We start from the raw sequence: 23,703 nt of genomic DNA on the forward strand, positions 1-23,703 counted from the left end.
CGCCGCCGGGCATCCCGGCGGCACCGAGCTCCCACATGGCTGCTGATGCCTTTCAAACAACTATGACCTGACTTGCACCAAAAAACCGATCGGTTTACGGTGGTGAAACCGATCGGTTTCCTAATTCACGGAGGTAGTCGTGACAGCAATCGAAGGCGCCACCGTCCTGGTCACCGGAGGCGGCCGGGGCATCGGCAAGATGTTGGTCGAGGAGCTCTACGGCCGCGGTGCCGGCAAGGTCTACGCCACGGCCCGGGACCCGCGCACGGTGACGCACCCCGATGCCGTTCCGCTGGCTCTGGAGGTCACCGACCCCGCATCCGTGACGGCCGCCGCCGAGCAGGCCCAGGACGTCACCGTCCTGATCAACAACGCCGGCGCCTCGGTCCGCGCCTCGTACCTCGACTCCGCGATGGAGGACGTGCGCCGGGACCTGGACACCAACTTCTACGGGCCGCTGCTGGTCACCCGGGCCTTCGTGCCGATCATCGAGCGCAACGGCGGTGGTCACATTCTCAACGTCCACTCCGCGCGGTCCTGGGTGGCCGACACCACGGCCTACGGCGCCTCCAAGGCCGCCCTGTGGTCGCAGACCAACTCTCTGCGTCTGGAGTTGCAGCCGCGCGGCATCGCGGTGACCGGACTCCACGTGGCGTACGTGGACACCGACATGGCGGCGGGTGTCGAGGCACCCAAGGCCGACCCCCGTGACGTGGCCGTGGCCGCCCTCGACGGCATCGAGGCGGGGGCCCACGAGGTGCTGGCCGACGACCTCACACGCTGGGTCAAGTCGCAGCTGTCCGCCGACCTGGACGCCCTGTACCCGCAGTTGAACAAGTAGCACGTACTTACCGATTTCAAGGAACCTCTCATGGAAAGTTCGCTCACCCACCGCTTCGTCGACGTGAACGGAGTCAGGCTGCACATCGCCGAGCAGGGGCAGGGGCCGCTGGTCCTGCTGCTGCACGGATGGCCGGAGAGCTGGTACTCCTGGCGTCACCAGTTCGGGGCGCTGGCGGCGGCCGGTTACCGGGTCGTCGCCCCGGACCAGCGCGGCTACGCCCGCAGCGAGCAGCCGCCGGACGTCACCTCGTACACGCTGTTGCACCTGGTCGGCGACGTGATCGCCCTGATCGAGGAACTCGGCGAGGAGCAGGCGATCCTCGTGGGCCACGACTGGGGCGCACCCGTCGCCTGGACCGCGGCGATGTTGCGCCCCGACAAGGTCCGCGCGGTGGCCGGGCTCAGCATTCCGCCGATCCTGCCCGGCGGGATGGTCCCGCCCTCGATCACCCGCACCCAGTACGGCGAGGGCTTCTACCAGGTCTACTTCCAGCAGCCGGGAGTCGCCGACGCCGAGTTCGCCAAGGACATCCCGGAATCCTTCCGCCGCCTCCTGATCGCCGCCTCGGGCGACAACCCGGACGGCAGGGAACCTCGCCCGCTGGTCATACCCGAGGGCATGGGTCTCTTGGACACCATGCCCAAGTCGCCCGCTCTCCCGGCCTGGCTGACGGAGGAGGACATCCAGGCGTACGCCGAGGACTTCGCCCTGCACGGCGAGCAGGCGTTCACCGGAGCCTTCAACTGGTACCGGAACATAGAGCGCAACAACGAACTGCTCGCCGCCTTCCGGGGGCGCGGGATCGACGTCCCCGCGCTGTACGTGGTGGGAGACCGCGACATGGTCACCTCATTGCGCGGCCCGGACGGGGGCCCCTCGCTGAGCGACATGCTCCGAGGCGAGGGCGGGTCGGGCAACCCGCTGAGCGCTGTCCCGCAACTGCACGACGTGGTGGTGCTCGAGGGCTGCGGGCACTGGACGCAGCAGGAGCGTCCGACGGAGACCAACGCCGCGCTCCTGGACTTCCTCGCCCACATCGACGGCCCCGTGCCCCGATGACACTGCGCAGAATCCGCCTGCCCGGCACGGTCCGGCGGGAGGAGGGCCCGAGGCCCGCGTCGAGGCGGCCGTCGAACTCAACGGCTTCGCCGTCATCGACTGCTTCCGGCGGGCACGGCCACCTCCACGAGTGCGACCGAGACCCTGGCCTGCCACCGCGCCGAGCGACGGCGTGGACGCCCCAGGCGAGCCGAGCAATCCAACAAGCCCAACCAGCCCAACCAGCCCAACCAGCCCGAGCAGCCCGAGCAGCCCGAGCAACACAAGACGATCGCCCGCCACATCCCCTGGCTTTCCGTACAGCTGACCACCCCAACCAGACAGAGGAACCATCGATGTCAGAGCGCCATCCCATCCTGATCACCGGAGCCGCCGGCCATATCGGCGGTGTGAGCCGAACGATCGTCGACATGCTGCTTGAACAAGGGCACCCCGTGCGCGCGTTCGTACGGCAGGACGACGAACGAGCGCGGGCGCTCCGCCAGGCCGGGGCCGAGGTCTTCGTCGGAGACCTGCTCACCATCGCCGACGTGACCGCCGCGATGAAGGGCGTGCGGCGCATCTACTTCAGCATGAGCCTGTCGCCTTACTACACCGACGCCGTCAGTCTGATGGCCGCGGCGGCGCGGGCCCAGGGCGACATCGAGGTCTTCGTCAACATGTCCGAGTTCGAGCAGTCGTTCATGACGTTCGAGAAGATGACCGCACCGGAGGAGGAACGGCGTTCCTGGCTCGGCGGACTCGTCGCGGACTGGTCGCCGCAGCAGCGGGCCCACTGGATCGCCGAACGGGTGCTGGAGTGGGCCGGCCTCCCGACCGTCAACATCCGCGCGGCCATGTTCGTCGAGAACCCCCTGATGACCTGGCTGGCGCTGGGTCCGCTGAGCAACGGTGAACTGCGTCTGCCCTTCGGCAGCCACCGGCTCGCACCCATCGCGGGTCACGACGTGGCGGAGGTGTGCGCGAAGATCCTCGCCGACCCGGCGCCGCACATCTCGAAGTCCTACGAGCTCAACGGTCCGGAGTTGAAGGACATGCACGGGTTCGCGGAGGACTTCGGGGCCGTGCTGGGACGCGAGGTCACCTACGTTCCCGAAGAGGTCGAAACCTGGAACGATACCTATGTGGACCCTGCCCTGGCCGAGTTTCCGCACACCGCGGAGCACATGAAGACCCTCACCCGGCTGATCGGCGGCGGCGGGTACCGCGGCGTCACCGACCAGCTTCAGACCCTGCTCGGGCACCCGCCGAAGACCGTGCGGTGGGCGCTGGAGAACCATCCGCGCATCCAGAAGCCGGCGGCCGCCTGAACCGCTGGGCGGCCGAACTGCGGTCATGAGCGAGGAGACGAGTGGTGATGTTGCCGGGATCTGTGGAGGAACAACCCTCCCGCTGGCGGTTGGAACGCGTCGACCTGGGAGAAGTGCCCTACGCGGCGGCGCAGACGGACATGGCCGGCTGGGTCGAGGAGCGCAAACAGGGGCTCGCGGCCAACCGGCTGTTCCTGCTCACGCACCCTGCGGTGATCACCTACACCGCTCGGACGCCGAACGACCAACTGCCCGACGCCGCCTCGCCCATCGACCTGGTGCAGACAGACCGCGGCGGACATGCCACCTACCACGGTCCCGGCCAGCTCATCGGCTACCTCGTGCTCAACGTGCGCGAGCTCGGTCCCCGTGGACTGATCCGCCGTGTCGAGCAGGCACTGATCGACGCACTGGACAGCCTCGGCTTCCCAGCGGTCCGCCGTGAGACGCCGCCGGGGTCGGAGAGCCTGGTGGGCGTGTGGACCCCCGATCACCGCAAACTCGCCTCGATCGGCATGCGCATCAGCGGGAGCGTCTCCAGCCACGGCTTCGCCCTCAACATCGACCCCGACCTGAGCGTCTACACCACCTTCACCGCATGTGCCCTGCCCGGCGTCCGGATGACCTCGCTGGCCGAACTCGCCGCCGAACGCGGCCTGCCCACCCCGACCCATACCGAGGTGCGCGACACGGTCGCACGAGCAGTCACCGCACACCTGACACCGGGTTAGAAAAAAACATGGCCCGTTCCGGGCCCGGCGCATCCTCTCACCCGCCGGTGACGGCTTGACCTTGACATGGTGACAAGGTGTCCCCTGGGTGCAGGAGGTGGTTTCGATCAGCCCGACAAACGGAACTGCGCAGAACACCCGCCTGGCCGACGCCCTGAGCGCCGAGGACTCGTCGGTCCGGCTTCAGGCGGCCCTGGTGGTCGGCTCGAACCCCGACCCCGGCTTCCTGGAGACGCTCGTCCAGCGGTGCTCGGTCGAGCCGGACTTCTTCGTGCGGGACATGCTGTCCTGGGCGCTGACCCGCCTCTCGCCGGAGATCACTCTGTCCCGGATTCGCCGGGAACTCGACTCCGAGCACACTCGGGCCCGCAGCCAGGCGTTGCACACGCTCTCCAAGATCGGCGACAAGAGGGCGTGGGCATGGATCACGCGCGACATGCTGCGCGACACCGACGACGAGGTCGCGCGGACCGCTTGGCGCGTCGCGGTCGTCCTGGTGCCCGAGGACGAGAGGAAGGAACTGGCCGACGAACTGGCCACGCAACTCGGTCGTGGCGACCGCAATGTGCAGCTGAGCCTGAGCCGGGCCCTCGTCGACCTCGGCGATGTGACCAAGGCCGCCCTTGAGAAGGCCGCGGCGGACCAGGACCCGGTGGTGGCCGCGCACGCTCATGCCACCGAGCTGCTCCGGCAGGACCCGGAGACCGGTTTCGACGCGGCCGTCGACGAGGCGAAGCGAGTCATGATCCTCGGCTCGGAACCAGCCGCCGCGGCGGAGACCCCCGAGCCCATGCAGCCGACCGAGCCGACCGAGCCGACCGAGCCGACCGAGTCGAGGGAGGCCGCCGAGGCCGCGAAGGCTGCTGTGGAGAGCGCGGAATGCTGATCGGTGATGTGGCCCGTCACTCGGGGGTGAGCCCCCGAATGCTCCGGCACTACGACGCCCTCGGGTTGGTACGACCGACGGGGCGCACCGTCGGCGGCTACCGCGAGTACTCCGCCGAGGACGTCCGCAGGGTCTTCCACGTGGAGAGCCTGCGGTCCCTCGGGCTCTCGCTCAAGCAGATCGGGCGCGCCCTGGAGGACCCGGCCTTCACCCCGTCGGCCCTGGTCGGCGACCTTATCCGGTGGACGGAAGACCGCTTGGAGCGGGAACAGGAACTGCTCGAGCGGCTGCGCGCGATCGATGCGTCGGCGCCTGCCGGCTGGCAGGACGTCCTGCGCATCGTCGAGCTCATGCAGGGGCTCGACTCGACCAGCGCCGCGCGCAGGCAGCAGACCGTGCTGGCCCGGCCGGAGGGGGTGTCGGTTCCCGCCGAGCTGCTGGCCGGGGCGGTCCTGGCCGAACTCGACCCCAACGTCGCGGGCGCCCTGCGCTGGGCACTCGCCCGATCGGGCGACGACGGCGTGTCGGCACTGGCCGCCGGCATGCGCTCGGAGGACGTGGACATCAGGCGGCGCGCCGTGCTGGCGATCGCCGAGATGTCCGAGGCTCCGGGTGTGACCGCGGTGCTTGCGGACGCGCTCGGGGATCCGGACTCGACGGTGCGCAGGCACGCAGCTCTGGCGTTGGGCAGGCATGGCGTGACCGCGACCGTGCCGACACTCGTCGGCATGGTGGTCGAGGGGTCCAACGACGTCGAAGCGGCGGAAGTCCTGGCAACGCTGTCCCAGGACTTCGGGTGCGCTGACCGGATCATGACCGCACTGGTCGACGAACTCGCCGCGCCCAGCGCGGACTGCGCGACGCGGATACGTCTGACGCAGGCGTTGGTGGAACAACCGGGGACCGCTGCGCAGGACGTCCTGCGCCAACTGGCACACGACGACGACCGCGCTGTCGCCCTCGTCGCCTCGGCCTTCGTCACGGTCGTCGACGAGCGGTCTCCCGAAGACGGAAGCGACGAGATGCCTGAAGGCGCTTGACCCAGGGTCTTTCGTTTGGATCAGGCCGAGCCCGGCACGCCGGTGTCGGGACCGGTACCGCCCCGTCCGCCACTCTGCTCCGCCGACGGCGAAGTGGGCGAGCGTCCACATGCGGCCTGATCGAACGCGTGTCTACGCTGGAAAACGGCACCGCCCGTTCGCCCGAGGCGTCAGGGTGCCGCCGTGCCGGGCCTGAGACGACGCGCTCGCATCGCGTTTCGCGTTCCGTGGGGTGCGTCCTCCAATCCCGGCCTCACCGCGGACCTGGTCGTCGGCGGTGTCCCCTCCGAGACGGGGAGGCGTAATCCATGGACATGAAACTCGAGGTCGTCGTCGTGCCGGTGTCCGACGTCGACCGGGCCAAGGACTTCTACACGGCGCTGGGCTGGAGACTCGACGCGGACATGGCCTCCGACGGCGACTTCCGGGTGGTGCAGGTAACCCCTCCGGGTTCGCCGGCGTCGGTCATCTTCGGCAGATCGGTCACCGATCAGACCCCGGGTTCGGCTCGAGGCCTGCACCTGGTCGTCGACGACATCGAGACCGCCCACGACGAGCTGGCGCGGCGCGGCGCCGATCCGAGCGATGTGTTTCACGACGCAGGCGGCGTCTTCCACCACGCCGGCACCGACGCCCGGGTGCCCGGTCCTGATCCGCAACACGGCAGTTACGGCTCCTACCTTTCGTTCAGTGACCCGGACGGCAACGGCTGGCTCCTGCAGGAGGTCACCACACGGCTTCCGGGACGGCTGGATCCCTCGACCACCTGGTTCTCCTCGGCCGAGGATCTGGCGGGCGCCCTGCGGCGGGCCGCGGCGGCGCACGGCGAGCACGAGGCGCGCATCGGTGCGGAGGACCCGGACTGGCCGGACTGGTACGCGCGGTACATGGTGAGCGAGCAGGCCGGCACGGAACCGCCCTCGTGAGCCGGCGGATGCCGCGGTCCGGGACCGCGGCATCCGCGGGGCAGGTCGAGCGAAGGCAGCCGCTCTTGCCCTACTCCCCGCAGGGGGCTCCGTCCGGCAGGTGTTTCTTCGCCCACGCGCCGAGTTCCTTGAGTGAGGGCTCGACCTCGGGGCCGAGAGCGGTGCCGCCCGCCGCGACCCGCTCGAGCGCGTGCAGGAACTCGTCGACGCGCCCCACGCGGTCCTATGAGCAGGTAACCGAGTCCCCCGTCCCCGCTGCTCAGCAGTTCGGCGGCGTAGGACTCCTCGACGTACTGGGACAGGACCAGGATGGGCAGGCCGGGAATCTTCTCCCTGGCCTGGGCCGCCCGTAGACCCTCGTCGCGGAAACCGGGGGGCATCCGTACGTCGAGTACGGCGATGTCCGGGCGGTGGGTCAGCAGGGCGGGCAGGATCTCGGGCCCGGTGGTCATGCCGCGGGGCGCTTGACCGAGGCGAGATGGGCGAAGACCACCACGTTGGCCACGTAGTCGTGGGCGCTGCGGTTGTAGTCGCCGCCGCAGGTGATCAGCCGGAGCTGAGGGGTCGGGGCGTCGGCGTACACCCGGTTGTCCGGGAAACCGGCCTTGCTGAAGGTCTCGACCGAGTCGACCTTGAACCTGGCGACGGTGCCGTCCGCACGGGTGATGTCCACCTTGCTGCCCGGTTTGAGGGTGCGCAGCAGTACGAAAACCGCCGGGCCGGTCTTGGTGTCGACATGCCCCACCACGATCGACGTGCCCCGCTCGCCCGGCGAGGCGCCGCCCCGGTACCAGCCGACCAGGTTGGTGTTGTTGCCCGGCGGCGGGTCCAGGTGCCCGGAGGCCCCCAGGGAGAGTTCCGTGAACGGCGCGTCCACCCCGATCTGCGGGATCTCGATCCGCTTCGGAGCCGACCGCGGCAGCCCCTGCTTCTGAGGGCTCGCCGTCGCGTCCGGCCCCGGAGCCACCGGGGTGACGGCCGCGGGCGGGGCGGCGTCCACGGGCGGAGCGGCGTCCACGGGAGGGTCCAGATTGGCGGGTGAGACGGCGACCGCGGGCGGGGCCGCCGGCTTGGGGTCCGCCGGGGTGCCGGTCAGCGAGTTGTGGATGAGCAGAACGCCCAGCCCGACCGCCACGGCCGGCCACAGCATTGCTCGGCCGGCGGTACGGCGGGGCGCGGCGCTCCGCGGCCGATCCGGTGGGGTGGGCTGCGAGGGGGCCATCGGACAATGCCTCTTCATCGACGGGGGCGAGGGTCGGACTTCAGGTGCGGCAGCGGCGGCAAAAGCGCCGCAGCCGCGGACGCCGTCACCCTTCCCAGGGCGACAGCGGCCGCGACCGCGCAGCAATCGGCGAGAGCCCGCCGATCAGGCACCGGCGACACTCGACGCGCCCCGGCGCCGCAGCATGTACGCTCCCGCGCCGAGGCCGCCGAGGAGCAGTACCGAGCCCGCGGCCAGGCCGCTGCCGGACTCCGCCAGCCCGCCGCCGCCGGCCTTCACCCCACCGCGGGGCTTCTTCGACCCGCGCTCCTCGCTCCCGCTCGCGCCTTCCTCCTCGTCGTCGCCCTTCGACTGCGAGCCGCCATGGGCGTGCTCGCCGCCCTGCTCGTCGTCCTGCGAGAACTGCTCGTCCTCGCCCGACCAGCCGCCCTCCTCCTGCTTGGCCATGGCCAGGGCGCCGCCACCGGCCTTCACCCCACCGCGCGGCTTGTCCTTCGAATGCCCGTGCTCCTTGCCCTTCGACTCCCCACCCTTGTCGTTCTCGCCCTCCTCGCCCTTTTCCTCGCCCCTGTACCCCTCGCTCTTGCCGCCGTGCTCCTCGCCCTTGGACTCCTCGCCGTTCTCCTCGCCCTTGTACTCCTCGCTCTTGCCGCCGTGCTCCTCGCCCTTGGACTCCTCGCTCTTGCCGCCGTGCTCCTCGCCCTTGGACTCCTCGCCGTTCTCCTCGCCCTTGTACTCCTCGCTCTTGCCGCCGTACTCCTCGTCGTTGGAATCCTCGCCCTTGTGGTGGCCGTGCTCCTTGCCCTTGTGGCCGCCGTGCTCCTCGCCGCCGTAGGAACCGCCGTCCGCGGCCCGAAGCTCGGGCGCCGACAGGGCGTACGCGGCGGGAGCTGAGAACACGACGGCAGCGGCGATCGCCGCGGAGGCGAACATGGTCCGGGTCGCTCGCATGAGAGGTAGTCCTTTCATCGCCACCACGAAGGCCGACACCACGCCGGCACGGGAAATCGCAGTGGTGACGTGATCACCTTCAACCCGAGGACCGCCTCTCACCACCGCAGAACACGGCAAGCGAGCTAGCTCGTACTCCCTCCGGGTGCCTGCGGGCCGAAAAGTAACCCGGTCGGCAGCACACCCGTCAGTACTAGTCCGACCACGAATGGACGCGGGGGGGGCGTGCGTCCGGACATCGATGTGCCGCACGCGTCCCGCCGATGACGCGGCATCAGGTCTCCGCCCGACCGGGTGGCCGACCGCTCCGGGTGCGAAGGTACGTTCGACGTATGTCCAATTTGACTGTCGGGTAAGCGACTTGGGCCCGAGTCGAGCGTCACGCGACGCACCGTCAGGACCCTTGGGCCGTCGATTTCGGGGCGATGGCGCCGATCGGCTCGCGGCGGATTCCGGGCGGCGATGTCGGGGCGGATTCCCTCGGCGGGCCCGCCCATACTGGGCGAGCCGCGCTCCAGGCCCGTCGGCCGCCGGCGACCGCGCACGCCCCCGGTTCGCCTGCGGAGGGCGCGCGTGCCCCTGGTCCTCCCGCGGCGGGTCCGCATGGCGCCGCCCGGGTGACGGTCCCCCTCGCTTGCTTTGTCTCTTGCGCAATCCGGGAACTGATGGGCGTCCGGAAGCGTCGATCATGGTGGACGCGGACGACGACTGGCCGTGGAGGACGTCGATGGGTGTGGCCCTGACCAAGGGCGGCAACGTGTCGCTGAGCAAGCAGGCCCCCGGCCTGACTGCCGTGACGGTGGGAGTGGGCTGGCAGGCGGGCACGGCCTACGAGCCGGATGCCGGCGCACTGCTGTGCGACCGGAGCGGCAAGGTGCCGTCAGACGAGCACTTCGTCTTCTCCGGCAACCCGAGCAGCCCGGACGGTACGGTCCGCCACTTCGGCAGCGGCGGCCCGGCCGGCGGGGACGACCAGCAGATCCACGTCGACCTCCTGGGAGTCCCGGGTGAGGTCACGAAGATCGTCTTTTTGGTGTGGCTCTACGACGTCCCGGCCCGCGGCCGGGCCTTCGAGGACCTCGGCAGCGCCCATATCCGGGTCGTCGACGAGGACGGCGGCGCCGAACTGGCCCGCTACGACCTCGCGACCGCCGGTCTGTCCGCAGAAACCGCCCTGGTCTTCGGCGAGTTGTACCGGCACGGCGCGGAGTGGAAGTTCCGCGCCGTCGGCCAGGGCTACGCCTCCGGACTGGCGGGCATCGCCACCGACTACGGCGTGAACGTGCCGAAGGAGAGCGGGAGCCCGGCGCCACCCGTCACCGTCCCGGAGTCCGCGGCGAAGACCGGTCCGTCGTTTCCGTCCGCCCCCACCACCGCCCCGCAGCCGCAGCCGCAGGCGGTCACCGCGCCGCCGCAACCCCCAGGGAGTTCCCCCGTGACGTGCTTCTTCGACCCGACCCACGGCCCCGGCATGACCACGGTGACCTGGTCGCCGCAGTGGGGCGTGCCCCGGCAGATCCAGACCTGCGGCGGCTGTGCGCAGCGCGTGCAGACGACGGTGCCGCCGTTCTACACCCCACCCCAGCAGGGCTACCCGCAGCCCGTTCAGCAGGGCTACCCGCAGCCCGTTCAGCAGGGCTACCCGCAGCCCGTGCAGCAGGGGTATCCGCAGCCCGCGCAGCAGGGTTACCCGCAGCAGGGCCATCCCGACCAGTACGTGGACCACCACCAGCACGGGGGCGGCCGCCGCTTCGGCACGGGGGCGCTCATCGGTGCGGGCGCTGCCGGACTGATCGGCGGTGCGCTGCTCAACGAGGCGTTCGATGACGACGAACCGGAGGTCGTGGTCAACAACTACTACGAGGAATGACGGTGCGGGCGGCGAACCGGAGGGGACCTCGGGCTTCGCGCCCCGCGCACGCCACCGACTGTCGCTCACACGGGCCTTGATGCGCCAGGTGTAGACGGGGCGGGAGTACGTTTCGGTCCGGGCACGCGGTACGTCGGGTGCCCGCCGGTTCCCCGGTGCGAAGGAGCAGGGGGAGAGGGGTGAGAGATGGCCGAGTCCCGGCTACGGCGCAAGTGGCTTCCCGTGCTGGTGCTGGCCATCGCCCTGTACGTCATCGTCCGTGCCGCCGGCACCCCGCAGTCCAGCGCGCCGCCCCCGGCCGCTGCGTCCACCCCCGCCTCCACCCCGTCCTCCGCCTCGCCCTCTCCGGGTCCGTCCGCGTCGAAGAGCACGTCGGCGTACGACCCGGCCGACTACGCCCCGCAGGTCCGGGCCCGGGCCCGCCAGGCGGGGGTCGACGCCCGGCTGCTGATGGCGATCCTCTACAACGAGGCCTACAAACCGCACGATCCGGCCCTGGAACGGGCCTGGCAGAAGTACAAGCCGGACGCCTCCTTCGGCATCGCCGACATGCACCGCGCCACCTTCGACGCGGTCAAACAGGGCCGGGACTTCGCCGGCCGTCGCTGGGAGGAACTGCCCGACGACCGGGACCTGGCCATCGAGTCCGCGGCCTGGTATCTGCACGATCTGGCCGCGCAACTGCCCGCCACCTGGCCCGCCTCCTACACCAAGGACGACCTGCTGGCCCTCGGCTACAACGCCGGCGTGGGCAACATGCTCGCCTTCGCGCGCGGAGCGACCCCGGGCACCCAGGCCCGCTCCTACCTCGACCGCCTGCACGCCAACTGGACGAAGGCAGGCCAGGCGGTCGGCGCGTAGCGTTCTGTCACCCGTACGAGAGGTCGGAGCACGGGTCGGCGTCGGCGGAGCGGGCGTCGGCCGCCACCGAGGAGGGCAGGGCGGTGGGTGTGGGGGAGGCCGAGGGGGCGGCGGTGGCGTAGGTCCGGCCGAGGACGACGTCGATGCCCGAGCCGGTGAGGGGCTCCAGCTGTGCGCCGGGGAAGAGCCGGGCGACCGTTTCGGCCCGGGTCTTCAGGCCCGCGCCGTACTCGATGAGGGTGGTGGCGTGGTCCTGGCTGCTCGCGTTGGCGGTGCCGGTGACCGTGAAGCCGTGCCGGGTCAGGGTGGCCGCGGCGCGGGAGGCCAGGCCGCCGGTGGTGGTGCCGTTGTAGACCGCCACGTCGATACCGGCCCCGGAGACGTCCGCGCTCGGGCTCGGTGAGGCGGAGGCGGCGGCCTTGCCCTTCGTGCCGGCGGCGTTCCTGCCGTCGATCGTGCGGTCCGCCCTGAGCCCGGCCCACAGCTCCGACGCGTCCGGCTCGACGATCGCCACGCGCTCGCCGACGTACCGCCAGGGGATGGTGACGAACTTGGTGTTGTGCAGGTCGATGTCCTTCAGCGACATCGCGAAGGAGATCAGCTTGTTCGCCGAGCCGAGTCCGGGATCGACGGTCAAGGACTTGGTGGCGGCTTCGGCGAGCGGCAGCAGGTTGGCCGGGGTGAGCCCGTCGCTCTTCACCTTCTTGATGAGACCGGCCACGAACGCCTGCTGACGCTTGATCCGGCCTATGTCCGACCCGTCCCCGATGCCGTGCCGGATGCGCACGTAGTCCAGGGCCTTCTGCCCCGACACGGTCTGCACGCCCTTCTTGAACAACAGCGCGCCCCGGGTGCTGAGGTTGGGGTTCAGATCGTTCTGGTACACGTCCTGCGGCACGCACACCCGCACCCCGCCGACCGCGTCCGTCAGGGCCGCGAAGCCCTTGAAGTCGACGACGACCGTGTGGTCGACGCGCAGCCCGGTGAGGCTCTCGACGGTGTTCTGGGTGCAGGCGGGGTTGCCCTTGGCGGTCTCCCCGACCGAATAGGCCGCGTTGAACATCGTGTTCGGCTGCGCCTTGGTCCACGTGCCGTCCGGGAGTCTGCACGGCGGGATGGTCACCAGTGTGTCGCGGGGGATCGAGACGGCGACGGCGTGCCGGTGGTCGGCGTAGATGTGCAGCAGGAAGGTGGTGTCGGAGCGGCCTATGTCGTTGCTGTCGCCGCCGCCGAGCGCGGAGTTGCCGTCGGTGCGCGCGTCCGTGCCGATGACGAGGACGTTCTCGCCCTTCGACGCCCCGGCCACCGGGCGGGTCTTGGACAGCCCCCCGGCGTCGAAGGTGTCGATGTCGCCGTTCAGTTTGAGGTAGATCCATCCCAGGCCGGCCGTGCCGAGTACCACGACGGTGAGCGCGACGGCCAGGGCTATGCGCAGCGTGCCCCGCTTGCGGCGCCGTGCGGCACCGCCGCGGTGGCTCGGGGGCTCGCTCCCCCGGCGGTGGCGGGACGGGGTGGCCTGGCGGCTCGTCGGCATGGCTGCGCCCTCATCCGTGAGACTCATACGGAGGGGACGACCGGCCCCACCTGATGGTTGTACAGTTGCGCAATGTAGCAATAATCTCAGGTGGTGCCGCGCACCCGGCGGGCACCCCGGTCCGAAGAAGAGAAGGGGTGGGCGGGGATGCTCCGCAACGGCCTGGAACCCTGGCATCTGCTGATCGTGGCGATCATCATCATCCTGCTGTTCGGCTCCAGGAAGCTCCCGGACACCGCTCGCGCGCTGGGCAAGTCGATGCGCATCCTCAAGAGCGAGGCCAAGGCCATGAAGGAGGACGGCGACACCGCCCGGTCCGCCTCGGCCGAGCCGTCGGCGCAGCGCCTGATCCAGGCGGCCCCCGGGGAGACGGCCTCGGCCCGCCCTGTGGGGGAGAGCGACGCGGTCAACTGAACTCCCGGGCGCCGTCCCGGAAGTTGACGGAGTGTCAGACGCCTGCCGGGCCGAGCCGTGTCACACCAGCGCGTGCCCCAGCAGTCGCAGTAGATCCCCCGTGGCGTCCGCCGCCCCCAGCGCCGGCAGAGCACCCAGCGCCAGTGTGGTCGCGGCCAGCGGCCACAGGTGCGGGGGCGGGCCCGCCTGGAGGGCGGCGATGCGGCGGGTGACCGCGCGGTCGGTGAAGGTCAACGCGCACGCCGGAGCGCGGCGCCCGGCGCTGAGCGCGGCGCGCGCCAGGGCACGGGCCGTGGTGCCACGGTCCCCGACCGCGTCGGCCGCCCGCTCGTCCGCCCACCGCTCCACCAGGAACGTCACCGTGGTGTGGACGGGCGCCAGCAGGGGATCGGCCGCCGCGGCGAGCGCCACGGCCGTCGACAGGAGCGCGTGCCGGTGGGTCAGATGCGCCCGCTCGTGCGCCAGCAGCACCCGGCGCTCCGCCGGTTCCAGCGCGCTCAGCATCGCCGAGGTGACCAGGATCCGGCCCGGCGCGCCGCCACTGCCGGGGATGGCGAACGCCCGCGGCACGGGTGAGGCGGCGACGACCAGTTCCGTGTCCGGTGGCTGCCCGGCGCACAGTGCCCGCAGCGTGCGGCGCGTCACGCGTTCCGCGCGGACGGCCCGGTACAGGCGCAGGGCCACCCCTGCGAGAGTCAGGATCGCGGCGACGGCGATCGCCTCCGGGACCGGGTCCGGCAGTCGGTGGCCGTCCTCGCGGGCGTCCGCGGCGACCGGCGGCACCTGGCCCACCAGGGTGATCGCGAGCAGCGCCAGCGACCAGACGGTGGCGGCCGCGGTGAACACGGCGGAGACCGTCAGTACCCGGGCCGCGAGCGCGGGCGCCACTCGCCGGCCGACCAGCGGGCTGAGGGCGGCCAGCAGCAGCGACAGCAGGAGCGGGATGTAGACGTCGATCTTCATGCGCCACCACCCTCGCGGAGGGGGCGCCCGCCGAGCAGGTCGCGCAGCGCCTGTTCCTCCTCGGGGCTGAGGCCGGAGACGAACTGCTGGAGCGTGGCGATCGGGTCCGGGCCGCGGTCCAGTGCCTCGTGCATCGCCTCGGCGGTCAGTTCGGCCGCGTTCTTCGCGGGACGGTACGCGCCGCGCCGCCCGTCCACGTCCCGCAGCACCAGCCCCTTGTCGTACAGCCGTTTGAGGATGGTGTGCACGGTGTTGTAGGCGAGGCCTCCGCGAATCTCGGCCTGGATCTCGGCCGGGGTGAGCGCCTCCTCGGTGGCCCACAGCGTCGCGAGCACCTCGCTCTCCAGCTCACCGCTGCTGCGTCGTTCCGCCCTGCCCCCAGAGCCCCTGCCGGCCATGCCCGTAACCTTACAGCGCGTAGGGGCTCGCGGGCGGTCGGCCGGAGCCGTGCCGCCCGCGCACCGCCACGGCCCGGCTCACTCCAACGGAGCAACACCACCCACGGGCAGGCCGGGTGACCGCCGTTTTCGCGCTGCACCCCGTGGCCGTGCGCGTTAGCTTGTCCGTGTTTTACCTGCTTCTTTCCTGATTTCCATCGTCAACCCTACGGCTTGTAGGGTGTGATGCCCCTGCGGCCCGTAGGGGTGAGAGGTGGGTCATGGCCAACAGCTCGCGCACCACGCTCGCAGGCGTCCGCCGGCTCGCAGCGCCGTCGGTCGCAGGCATGTCGTGGCGGGACCGCGGCCAGGGCCTGATCGCCGCGGTCGCGGGCGCCTTCGCGCTGGCGCAGCTCGTCCTCGTACGGCCGGGCATGGGACTCGGCTGGGACGAGACGGTCTATGTCAGCCAGATCAGCGCCCACGCCCCCGCCGCGTACTTCAGCGCCCCCCGTGCGCGAGGCATATCGCTGCTGATCGCCCCCGTCACCTGGTGGTCCTCCTCCACCGCACTGCTCAGGGTCTATCTGGCGGTGCTCTCCTCGGCCGCCCTGTTCGTCGCGCTGCGCGTCTGGCGCGGGCTGTTCCCGCCCCGCGTCATCGCCCTCGGGGGCGCCCTGTTCGCGAGCCTGTGGGTGACCCTGTTCTACGGCCCGCAGGTCATGCCCAACTACTGGGTCGCGATCGGTGCCCTGGCCGGCACCGGCTGTTTCCTGCGCGCCCACGCCGACAGCACCGACCGGGCGGCCCTGTGGGGACTCGCCGCGGGCGCGGCGCTGATGACGTGGATGCGGCCCACCGACGGTGCCTGGATCACCGCGCCGCTGCTGGCCCTGGCGCTGTTCTTCCCCCGGTGGCGCAGGCTGCGGCTGCTGCTGGCGCTGGTGGGCGGGCTCGTCGCCGGCGCGGCCGAGTGGATCATCGAGGCCTACGTCGACTACGGCAGCCTCCTGCACCGCCTCGCCGAGGGCTCCCGGATACAGGGCGGCCTGGGCTGGAGCATCGCCATAGGCGACCAGTTGCGCAGCCTCGGCGGGCGCGCCCTGTGCCGTCCGTGCGCCGGTCCGCTGCCCAACCCGGCGGTGACCGCCTGGTGGTTCGTGCTGCCCCTGCTCGTCGTGCTCGCGGCGGCCGTCGCGCTCCGGGCCCGCCGCCCGGCACCCCCTTCCCGCACCCTGGTGCCCCTGGCGTGCGCGGCGACGGCGGCCTTCCCGTACCTCTTCCTCATCGGCTACGCCGCGCCCCGCTTCCTGCTCCCCTCCTACGCCCTGCTCGCGATCCCCGTCGCCGACGCTCTCCTGCACCTGGTCACCGGGCCGGACGGCCGGTGGCGCCCGGTCACCGCGACGCTGGTGGCGATCGGGCTCGCCGGGCATCTGGCGGTCCAGTTCGAGGTACTGCACCGCACGGTGGCCCGTACCACCGCCGACCACCGGGGCTGGTCCCGCACCGCAGCCGAACTGCACCGGCTCGGGGTCCGTCCGCCCTGCCTGCTCACCGGGAACGAGGCCGTCCCCATCGCCTTCTACGCCGGCTGCGCCTCCGCGGCCACCAGCGGCCACAACGCCAACACCACCACCGCGGGCATCGCGAGCACCGCCGGGCGCATCCCCGTCGCCTACCTGGGCGCCCCCGAGGGCCGCCCGCCGTCGTACACCCGCGGCTGGGAGGCCCACACCGTCGACGGCGTCCGCATCCTCGTCTCGCCCTCGGCGAGGAGAGGACGCGGATGAGTCCTCCGACGGCCACCGAGGCGGCGCCGGACACCAGGGTGGCGGCGACCGCCCGGACCGGGACCGCGATCCTGCGCCGCCGCGCCCACTGGCAGGCGGTTCTCACGCTCGCCGTGCTCGCCGCCGCGGCCCTGCTCGCCCTGCGCCACTGGCCGGTGATCGCGTCCGGCGCGGACCGGCTCACCGGTGCCGACCCGGGCTGGCTGCTGCTCGGGGCGACGGCCGCGACGGCGACCTGGGCGTGCTCGGCGCTCGCCCAGCAGGGCGCGGTGACCGAGGCGCTGCCCGGCGGGCGGTTGGTGGCAGTGCAGTTCGCCGCGTCCGCCGCCAACCATCTCCTGCCCGCGGGCGTCGGCGCGGGCGCCGTCAACCTGCGCTTCCTGACCCGCTGCGGGCTGCCGGTGACCCGCTCGGCGACCGCGCTCGCCGTCAAGGCCACCGCCGGGGCATGACGCGCGGCGCGCTGATCGCCGTCCTCGCGCTCGCCGGGCCCGGGCTGCTGCGCCTGCCGCGCGCCTCCACGGTCCTGGTGGTGGCCGCCGTTCTGGTGGCCGCCGCGCTCACGCTGCTGCTGATCGGGCCGGTGCGCCGTGCCGCCGGGGCCGTGCTGGCGGACGTGCGGGCGGTGCACCGGCTGCCGGGGCGGGCGCTGGCCCTGTGGGGCGGCTCGCTCGCCTTCGCGTCACTGCACGCGCTGGTGGTGATCGCGGTGACCCGGTCCCTCGCCGTGCCGCTGCCGCCCGGGCGGGTGGCGCTGGCCTACTTCGTGGCGAGCAGCGCGGCGGTCCTGCTGCCGACCCCGGGCGGCATCGGCGGGCTGGACGCCGCCCTGGCCCTCGCCCTCTCGCTCAGCGGCGCACCCGGATCAGCGGCGGCCTCCGTGGTCCTCGGCTACCGCCTGCTGACGGTCTGGCTGCCGCTGCTGCCAGGGCTGCTGGTGCTGGGCCTGCTGGTACGGCGCAGGGTGCTGTGACAGTGGTGCCCGCGGGGCGGCCGACCGGGGATCCCGAGACGCATGGCCCGCGCTCTACGTGGGAGTGCCGGTCCGCGCTGGGGCGGTGTCCCGGCCGGTCGCCGTGGACGCCACCAGCAGGGGACGCAGCCGAGTGGTCTCCAGTCGGTGGGCCAGGGCGTACGGGCGGCGGCTCAGGGGGATCATCGTGAGCGACGCGACCAGGGCGCCGACCACGAACCCGGCCACCACGTCGTGCGGATAGTGGGCGCCGACCCAGACTCGGGAGACCGCCATCGCACCGGCCGCCACGAGAGCGACGTACCCGATCCTGCGCGAGACGAAGAACAGGGCGACCGCGGCCCCGGCGGCTATCGCCGTGTGGTTGCTCGGGAACGACCAGTCGCCCGACGCCGGACACGCCTCCAGCGTGACCACGTGCAGGCTCTGGCAGGGCCGGTCCTCGCGGACCAGCAGCTTCAGCACGGAGTTCACGGCGTAGGCCAGCACCACCAGCAGCGGCACCGTGAGGGCGAGCAGCGCGGCCCCGGAGCCGGTGCGGCGCGCCCGCCACCAGGCGAGGCCCATCAGCACGGCGAACACCCCGAGCCCGTACGTCGACCAGCCGGAGATCAGCGCGTCCAGCCACGAGGGGGTACGACGGGCCAGGTCCACCACGTCCGTGTAGGCCCAGCCGTCGATCGGGGCACCGTCGAAGGCGTACGTCATCCGCGGACACCCTCCTTCGCGGCCCGGCGGGAGCGCAGGACCTCCAGGGCCACCGGGATCAGGGAGACCAGCACGATCACCGCGACCATCGGCAGCAGGTACTTGTCGACGTTCGGCACCGACGAGCCGAGCGCGTACCCGGCGAGGGTGAGGCCGAGGCTCCAGAGGAGGCCGCCGGCCACCTGCCAGACGGTGAAGGTGCGCACCGGCACCTGCAGCGCGCCCGCCATCGGGTTCAGCACCGTGCGCACCACGGGCACGAAGCGGGCCAGGACGATCGCCTTCGCGTGTCCGTACCGCTCCAGGAGCTCCTCGGCGCGGCGCGCACCCTCGTGCAGGCGGGCCGAACGGCTGCGGGCCAGGAGCGCGCCGCCCGCCTTGCGGCCGAGCAGATAACCGCACTGCGACCCGGCGAGCGCGCCCACGGCCGCAGCGACCAGCAGCGCGGGCAGCGACAGTTTGACCCCGTCCTGCCCGGAGCCGGTGCACAACAGGCCCGCCGTGAACAGCAGGGAGTCGCCGGGCAGGAAGAATCCGATCAGCAGGCCGGTCTCCGCGAACATCACCACACCCACGCCCAGCACCCCGAAAGCGGCGAGCAGGGACTGGGCGTCCAGCACGTTCACCGCTAGTTGTGATCCCAGGAACAAGGAGGTGGCCATCGGCGCGAGCCCTTCCGGTGCGTAGACCGGGCGCGACGCGGCGTCACCCGGCGGCTGACTACATTCGTGTAGACGTCTACGGAACTGTAGACGATGTTCGGGTGGCGAACGTTCCTTTCATGGCGTCGCGAGTGAGATCTCCGTGGACTTGATCAGCGCGACGACCGAGGAGCCGGGCAGGAGACCGAGGTCCTCCGCGGCGTCCTTGGTGATCGCGGCCGTGAGCGTCCCGCCCACGATCGTGACCTTCACGGACGCCATGGCCCCGCCCGTGGTGACGCGGTCGACGGTACCGGGCAGTTGGTTCCGGATGGAAACGCCCTCCACCGCCGCGGTGGCCAGCGCCACCTCCGTGGACTTGACCAGGGCGTACACGGAGGCGCCCGGAGCGAGGTCCAGCTCGTCCACGGCCTCCGCGGTGACCGCCGCCGTGACGTCCTGCCCCCCGTCCAACCTGACCTTGACGGCTGCCATGACCTCGCCCGGCGTGACGGACGTGACGGTGCCGGGAATCTGGTTGCGGATGCTCAGGTTCATGGGCGGCCCTCGCGGAATGTGGAGAATGGCTGATTCTGTCCTGGCCGGTCCCACGGTAGCGGGATGCGCGGGCCGTCTCCGGGCGGCGCGTCAGGCCGGAGACGTCTCGGCCCGCGCCTCAGGCCGGATACACCTGGTCCGCGCCTGAGGCCGGATACGTCTCGGTCGCGCCTCAGGCCGGATAGGCGTGCGTCTGTGCCGCCTTGACCGTGGCCCACACCGTGGCGCCCGGGTGCAGGCCGAGTTCGGCGGCGGCGACGGTGGTCAGGTCCGCGGCCAGAGGCAGCTCACCGGTGAGGTCGGCGCGGATCTGGTCGCCGTGCGTCTGGAGGCCCGCCACCTGGCAGCACCACAGGTTGCGCGCGCTGGAGCCGTCGGGCCGGTCCCGGTACAGGGTCACCGCACTCGGCCGGAACGCCACGAAGACGGGTCCGGACAGGTCCTCCGTAATGGTGATCGAGCAACCGGCGTCGAGCCGTACGGTGTGCCCCTGCGCCGTCCCCCGGTACAGGTTGAGCCCGACGAGCTGGGCGATGTAGTCGGTACGGGGACGGCGGGCGATGTCGGAGGGGGCGCCCTCCTGGACGACCCGGCCGTGCTCCACGACCACCAGTCGGTCGGCCAGGACCATCGCGTCCAGCGGATCGTGGGTGACCAGCACGGCCACCGCCTCGAACTCGTCCAGGTGGCGGCGGAGCCCGCCCCGCACCTCCAGCCGGGTGCGGGCGTCGAGCGCGGCGAGCGGTTCGTCGAGCAGCAGCAGCCGGGGCCGGGTGGCCAGCGCCCGGGCGAGGGCGACGCGCTGGGCCTGGCCGCCGGAGAGCCGGCGCGGCTTGGCTCCCGCGTGCTCGGCGAGCCCCATGCGCTCCAGCCAGCCTGCGGCGACCGCCCGCGCCTCGGCTTTGGACGCGCCCCGGCAGCGCGGGCCGAAGGCCACGTTGTCCAGCGCCGACAGGTGGGGGAAGAGCAGATAGTCCTGGAAGACGACACCGACGGGACGCGCTTCGGGCGGCGTGCGCTCCAGCGTGGCCCCGTCGAGCCGCAGATGACCGCCGGAGAGCGGGACCAGCCCGGCCAGCGCGCGCAGAGCGGTGGTCTTCCCGGCGCCGTTGGGTCCGAGCAGCGCGACCACCTCCCCGGGCGCCGCGGCCAGCGCCACGTCGAGCCGGAAGGAACCGCGCTCGACGACGATCCGCGCATCGAGGCCGTCGCCGCGCAGGTCGGTGGCGGTGCTGCGGGGGGTGGTCCGGTCCGTGTGGGTCATGACGCCGTCATCCAGCGGTCCCGCAGTCCCGCCAGGACCGCGATCGACACCGCGAGGAGCACCAGGCTCAGCGCGATCGCCGCCGCCGGGTCGTTCTGCAGGGCCAGGTAGACGGCCAGCGGCATGGTCTGCGTGCGGCCCGGGAAGTTGCCCGCGAAGGTGATCGTCGCCCCGAACTCGCCGAGAGCCCGCGCCCACGCCAGCACCGCGCCGGCCGCGACGCCCGGCGCGATCAGTGGCAGCGTCACCCGGCGGAACGCGGTGAAGCGGGACGCGCCGAGTGTCGTCGCGGCCTCCTCGTAGCGCGGATCGGCGGCCCGCAGCGTGCCCTCGACGCTGATCACCAGGAACGGCATCGCCACGAACGCCTCGGCGACCACCACACCGGCCGTCGTGAACGGCAGCGTGATCCCGAACCAGGAGTCCAGCCACCGCCCCACCACGCCGTTGCGCCCGAGCGCCAGCAGCAGGGCCACACCGCCCACCACCGGCGGCAACACCAGCGGCAGGGTCACCAGGGCCCGCACGAATCCCCGGCCCGGGAAGTCGGTACGGGCCAGCAGCCAGGCCAGCGGCACCCCGAGGACCAGGCTCACGGCGGTCGCCGCGGTGGCGCTCACCAGGGACAGCCGCAGCGCCTGCCACACCTCCGCGCTGGTCAACTGGTCCGGCAGGGTGTGCCAGGGGGCCCGCACGAGCAGCGCCACCAGCGGCAGCAGCAGGAACGCCAGGCCCACGAGCGCGGGCAGCAGCAGCGGCAGCGGAACACCGGGCCGGCGGACACGTCCGCGCCGCGGGCCGCCCACCAGGGTGTCGGCCGCGGCGTCGGACGCATCGATCCGGGTCACGGCTGCAGGAACCCGGCCTCGGTCAGCACCTTGCGGCCCTCGGCGGAGGTCACCAGCGCGATGAACGCCTTCGCCGCCTCGGCGTTGGGCGCGTCCTTGAGCAGGGCGATCGGGTAGTCGTTGACGGCCTCGGCCGACTCGGGGAACTGCACGCCCTGCACCTTGTCACCCGCCGCCCTCACATCGGTCCGGTAGACGACCGCGGCGTCGGCCTCCTTCAACTCCACCTTGGTCAAGGCGCTCTTGACGTCCTGCTCGTACGACACCGGCGTCAGCTTCAGACCGCTCGTGGCCAGTGCCTTCTGTGCGGCGGCCCCGCACGGCACGGTCTTGTCGCACAGGACGACCTTCAGGCCGGACTTGGTGAGGTCCTTCAGGGAGGAGACCTTGTCCGGGTTGCCCGGCAGGGTGGCGATCTCCAGCTGGTTGCGCACGAAGGTGACCGGGGAGGTGGCCGTGTCCTTCTTGTCCGTCACGATCGCCATGGTCTTGGGGCTGGCCGCCGCGAAGACGTCCGCCGGGGCGCCGCCGGTGATGCTCGCGGCGAGAATGTCGCTGCCGCCGAAGTTGAAGGACACCTTCGTGCCGGGGTGCTCCTTCTCGAACTGCTTGCCCAGGGTCGTGAAGCTCTCCTTGAGGGAGGCGGCGGCGAAGACGGTGACCGTGCCGGACGGCTTCGCGGACGCCGAGGAGTCCGCCTTCGTGCCGGAACCGGAGCCCGAGGAGCCGGATGAGGAGGAGCAGGCGCTCAGGGCCAGCAGCGCGGCGGCCCCCGCGCCGGCCGCCAGGAGCGTGCGGCGGGTCCGGCGCGCGGAACGGGTCATCACGGATCGACTCCCTCTGTTCGTCCGGGAGGGATCACCGGACCCCTCGGATACACCGATCATAGTGCCGCAGATACCAGCCGTAAGCGTTCTATGGCATCGCATGAGCCGGTCTGTCTCGCATCTCGAGCACGCATGTGCGTTTGCACGGAGCCCGCGCACGGGTATCGTCATCCGGGAGGTGGTGCGCCGTGGGCCAGTCCTTGACGGAACCGGTCGCCGACGCCGCCGCACCGGCGGAACTCGCGCTGATCGGGGACCTCGCACGTCCCGCCCGGCTGACCGTGCCCGACCTGCTCGCCTGGCCCCAGCACGAGGCGCGCGTCAGTTTCGAGTGCGCCACCAGCGGTGTACAGCACCACCGGTTTGCGGGCCCGCTGCTGCACGACGTGCTCTCGGCCGCACACCCCGCATTCGACCTCGCCCGGCGCAAGGACCGGCTGCGCTTCCTGATCGCCGTCACGGGCACGGACGGCCACCACGCCCTGCTGTCCTGGGCCGAGATCGACCCGGACTTCGGCCGGGCGCCCGTGCTGCTCGCGGCCCGTGTCGACGACACCCCGCTCGACCGGTCCGGGCCGCAGCCCGTGCTGCCGCAGGACCGCTGCGGGGCGCGCTACGTCAGCGGCGTCACCGCGATCCGCGTGGACGGCCGTTACGGCCCGTGGACATGAGCCCCGCGGAACACCGGATCGCCGTCCCCCTCAGGCCCGGTCGATATGGACGTTCGTCGACTTCACCCGGGCGGTGGCCTCCATGCCGACCTCAAGACCCAGTTCCTCCACAGCCTCCCTGGTCAGCAGGGAGACCAGACGGTGCGGCCCCGCCTGGATCTCCACCTGGGCGGCCACGTCACCGAGCTTCACGGCGGTGACGATCCCCGGGAAGGCGTTGCGGACAGAGGTGTACGAGGGGGCGTCCTCCTCGCCGGTGCCGCCGCGCGCCAACTCCACCGAGAACGCGGCAAGGTCCCTGCCGTCGATGACCCGCCGCCCGCTCTCGTCGCGCCGCGTCGCCACCCGCCCCGCGTCCGCCCACCGCCGCGCGGTGTCCGGGCTCACCCCGAGCAACCGGGCGGCCTGGCCGATTGTGTAGGACTGCATGCG

24 protein-coding genes and 2 pseudogenes are annotated in these 23,703 nt (G+C 71.9%); 13 read left to right on the plus strand and 13 right to left on the minus strand.

Features of this window, described 5'->3' with window-relative positions; genetic code table 11:
* Positions 1-139 precede the first annotated feature (139 nt).
* From N8I84_RS29905 to N8I84_RS29935, 7 genes are all read left to right on the plus strand, one after another.
* Positions 140-841 (plus strand): SDR family oxidoreductase, encoded by a 702-nt coding sequence (locus N8I84_RS29905; protein WP_263232522.1) that lies wholly within the window; start codon positions 140-142, stop codon positions 839-841.
* A gap of 30 nt (positions 842-871) precedes the next feature.
* Positions 872-1,903, plus strand: coding sequence for an alpha/beta fold hydrolase (locus tag N8I84_RS29910; RefSeq protein ID WP_263232523.1), 1,032 nt, complete (start codon positions 872-874; stop codon positions 1,901-1,903).
* A 335-nt stretch (positions 1,904-2,238) separates the two neighbouring features.
* Complete coding sequence (locus tag N8I84_RS29915; protein ID WP_263232524.1) at positions 2,239-3,213, plus strand: NmrA family NAD(P)-binding protein; 975 nt, start codon at positions 2,239-2,241, stop codon at positions 3,211-3,213.
* 47 nt (positions 3,214-3,260) lie between these two features.
* The gene (gene lipB, locus N8I84_RS29920) at positions 3,261-3,944 is read left to right on the plus strand and encodes a lipoyl(octanoyl) transferase LipB (protein ID WP_263232525.1); all 684 of its coding nucleotides are present in this window, start codon (positions 3,261-3,263) and stop codon (positions 3,942-3,944) included.
* Between the two features lie 88 nt (positions 3,945-4,032).
* Positions 4,033-4,830: a HEAT repeat domain-containing protein gene (locus N8I84_RS29925; protein WP_263232526.1), complete on the plus strand. Its 798-nt coding sequence runs from the start codon at positions 4,033-4,035 to the stop codon at positions 4,828-4,830.
* A complete protein-coding gene (locus N8I84_RS29930; RefSeq protein ID WP_263232527.1) occupies positions 4,824-5,870 on the plus strand; it encodes a HEAT repeat domain-containing protein in 1,047 nt (348 codons plus the stop codon). The genes N8I84_RS29925 and N8I84_RS29930 overlap by 7 nt, the downstream gene beginning before the upstream one ends.
* 308 nt (positions 5,871-6,178) lie before the next feature.
* Complete coding sequence (locus N8I84_RS29935; RefSeq protein WP_313884303.1) at positions 6,179-6,796, plus strand: VOC family protein; 618 nt, start codon at positions 6,179-6,181, stop codon at positions 6,794-6,796.
* A 130-nt stretch (positions 6,797-6,926) separates the two neighbouring features.
* On the opposite strand, the pseudogene N8I84_RS29940 reads toward N8I84_RS29935, so the two are convergent.
* The 3 genes and pseudogenes from N8I84_RS29940 to N8I84_RS29950 all read right to left on the minus strand — a co-directional run.
* A pseudogene (locus N8I84_RS29940) lies at positions 6,927-7,242 on the minus strand (DNA-binding response regulator); the annotation flags it as partial.
* Positions 7,243-7,244: 2 nt separating this feature from the next.
* Positions 7,245-8,018 (minus strand): class F sortase, encoded by a 774-nt coding sequence (locus N8I84_RS29945; RefSeq protein ID WP_263232528.1) that lies wholly within the window; start codon positions 8,016-8,018, stop codon positions 7,245-7,247.
* Between the two features lie 144 nt (positions 8,019-8,162).
* Positions 8,163-8,969: a hypothetical protein gene (locus N8I84_RS29950; protein ID WP_263232529.1), complete on the minus strand. Its 807-nt coding sequence runs from the start codon at positions 8,967-8,969 to the stop codon at positions 8,163-8,165.
* 688 nt (positions 8,970-9,657) lie between these two features.
* Here N8I84_RS29950 and N8I84_RS42845 point away from each other — a divergent pair.
* Together N8I84_RS42845 and N8I84_RS29960 are read left to right on the plus strand one after the other, a co-directional pair.
* On the plus strand, positions 9,658-10,839 hold the full coding sequence (locus N8I84_RS42845) for a TerD family protein (RefSeq protein ID WP_313884304.1): 1,182 nt from the start codon (positions 9,658-9,660) through the stop codon (positions 10,837-10,839).
* Positions 10,840-11,025: 186 nt separating this feature from the next.
* The gene (locus tag N8I84_RS29960; RefSeq protein ID WP_263232530.1) at positions 11,026-11,700 is read left to right on the plus strand and encodes a lytic transglycosylase domain-containing protein; all 675 of its coding nucleotides are present in this window, start codon (positions 11,026-11,028) and stop codon (positions 11,698-11,700) included.
* A 7-nt stretch (positions 11,701-11,707) separates the two neighbouring features.
* Here N8I84_RS29960 and N8I84_RS29965 read toward each other — a convergent pair whose 3' ends face one another.
* Positions 11,708-13,234, minus strand: a complete 1,527-nt coding sequence (locus N8I84_RS29965; protein ID WP_263232531.1) for an LCP family protein — start codon at positions 13,232-13,234, stop codon at positions 11,708-11,710.
* A 147-nt stretch (positions 13,235-13,381) separates the two neighbouring features.
* On the opposite strand from N8I84_RS29965, the gene tatA reads away from it, so the two are divergent.
* Positions 13,382-13,648, plus strand: a complete 267-nt coding sequence (gene tatA, locus N8I84_RS29970; protein ID WP_263232532.1) for a Sec-independent protein translocase subunit TatA — start codon at positions 13,382-13,384, stop codon at positions 13,646-13,648.
* Between the two features lie 60 nt (positions 13,649-13,708).
* Here tatA and N8I84_RS29975 read toward each other — a convergent pair whose 3' ends face one another.
* Together N8I84_RS29975 and N8I84_RS29980 are read right to left on the minus strand one after the other, a co-directional pair.
* Positions 13,709-14,611, minus strand: a complete 903-nt coding sequence (locus N8I84_RS29975) for a M48 family metalloprotease (RefSeq protein ID WP_263232533.1) — start codon at positions 14,609-14,611, stop codon at positions 13,709-13,711.
* The gene (locus tag N8I84_RS29980) at positions 14,608-15,009 is read right to left on the minus strand and encodes a BlaI/MecI/CopY family transcriptional regulator (RefSeq protein WP_263232534.1); all 402 of its coding nucleotides are present in this window, start codon (positions 15,007-15,009) and stop codon (positions 14,608-14,610) included. The genes N8I84_RS29975 and N8I84_RS29980 overlap by 4 nt, the downstream gene beginning before the upstream one ends.
* A 260-nt stretch (positions 15,010-15,269) precedes the next feature.
* On the opposite strand from N8I84_RS29980, the gene N8I84_RS29985 reads away from it, so the two are divergent.
* Both N8I84_RS29985 and N8I84_RS29990 read left to right on the plus strand, forming a co-directional pair.
* Positions 15,270-16,781 (plus strand): hypothetical protein, encoded by a 1,512-nt coding sequence (locus N8I84_RS29985; RefSeq protein ID WP_263232535.1) that lies wholly within the window; start codon positions 15,270-15,272, stop codon positions 16,779-16,781.
* A pseudogene (locus N8I84_RS29990) lies at positions 16,778-17,754 on the plus strand (lysylphosphatidylglycerol synthase transmembrane domain-containing protein). The gene N8I84_RS29985 and the pseudogene N8I84_RS29990 overlap by 4 nt, the downstream one beginning before the upstream one ends.
* Before the next feature lie 54 nt (positions 17,755-17,808).
* On the opposite strand, the gene N8I84_RS29995 reads toward N8I84_RS29990, so the two are convergent.
* From N8I84_RS29995 to modA, 6 genes are all read right to left on the minus strand, one after another.
* A complete protein-coding gene (locus tag N8I84_RS29995; protein ID WP_263232536.1) occupies positions 17,809-18,462 on the minus strand; it encodes a phosphatase PAP2 family protein in 654 nt (217 codons plus the stop codon).
* On the minus strand, positions 18,459-19,124 hold the full coding sequence (locus N8I84_RS30000) for a DedA family protein (RefSeq protein ID WP_263232537.1): 666 nt from the start codon (positions 19,122-19,124) through the stop codon (positions 18,459-18,461). The genes N8I84_RS29995 and N8I84_RS30000 overlap by 4 nt, the downstream gene beginning before the upstream one ends.
* Before the next feature lie 117 nt (positions 19,125-19,241).
* A complete protein-coding gene (locus N8I84_RS30005; protein ID WP_263232538.1) occupies positions 19,242-19,661 on the minus strand; it encodes a TOBE domain-containing protein in 420 nt (139 codons plus the stop codon).
* 172 nt (positions 19,662-19,833) lie between these two features.
* Complete coding sequence (locus N8I84_RS30010) at positions 19,834-20,925, minus strand: ABC transporter ATP-binding protein (RefSeq protein WP_263232539.1); 1,092 nt, start codon at positions 20,923-20,925, stop codon at positions 19,834-19,836.
* The gene (gene modB / locus N8I84_RS30015) at positions 20,922-21,773 is read right to left on the minus strand and encodes a molybdate ABC transporter permease subunit (RefSeq protein ID WP_200418430.1); all 852 of its coding nucleotides are present in this window, start codon (positions 21,771-21,773) and stop codon (positions 20,922-20,924) included. The genes N8I84_RS30010 and modB overlap by 4 nt, the downstream gene beginning before the upstream one ends.
* Positions 21,770-22,597, minus strand: coding sequence for a molybdate ABC transporter substrate-binding protein (gene modA / locus N8I84_RS30020; RefSeq protein ID WP_263232540.1), 828 nt, complete (start codon positions 22,595-22,597; stop codon positions 21,770-21,772). Before modA ends, modB begins: the two co-directional genes overlap by 4 nt.
* Before the next feature lie 191 nt (positions 22,598-22,788).
* Between modA and N8I84_RS30025 the strand changes: the two genes are divergently transcribed.
* Positions 22,789-23,271, plus strand: coding sequence for a molybdopterin-dependent oxidoreductase (locus N8I84_RS30025; protein WP_263232541.1), 483 nt, complete (start codon positions 22,789-22,791; stop codon positions 23,269-23,271).
* Positions 23,272-23,301: 30 nt separating this feature from the next.
* Here the strand turns inward: N8I84_RS30025 and N8I84_RS30030 are convergent, their stop codons facing one another.
* Complete coding sequence (locus tag N8I84_RS30030) at positions 23,302-23,700, minus strand: TOBE domain-containing protein (RefSeq protein WP_263232542.1); 399 nt, start codon at positions 23,698-23,700, stop codon at positions 23,302-23,304.
* Positions 23,701-23,703: the final 3 nt, after the last annotated feature.

The sequence above is a fragment of the Streptomyces cynarae genome (assembly GCF_025642135.1).
GTDB classification, from domain to species: domain Bacteria; phylum Actinomycetota; class Actinomycetes; order Streptomycetales; family Streptomycetaceae; genus Streptomyces; species Streptomyces cynarae.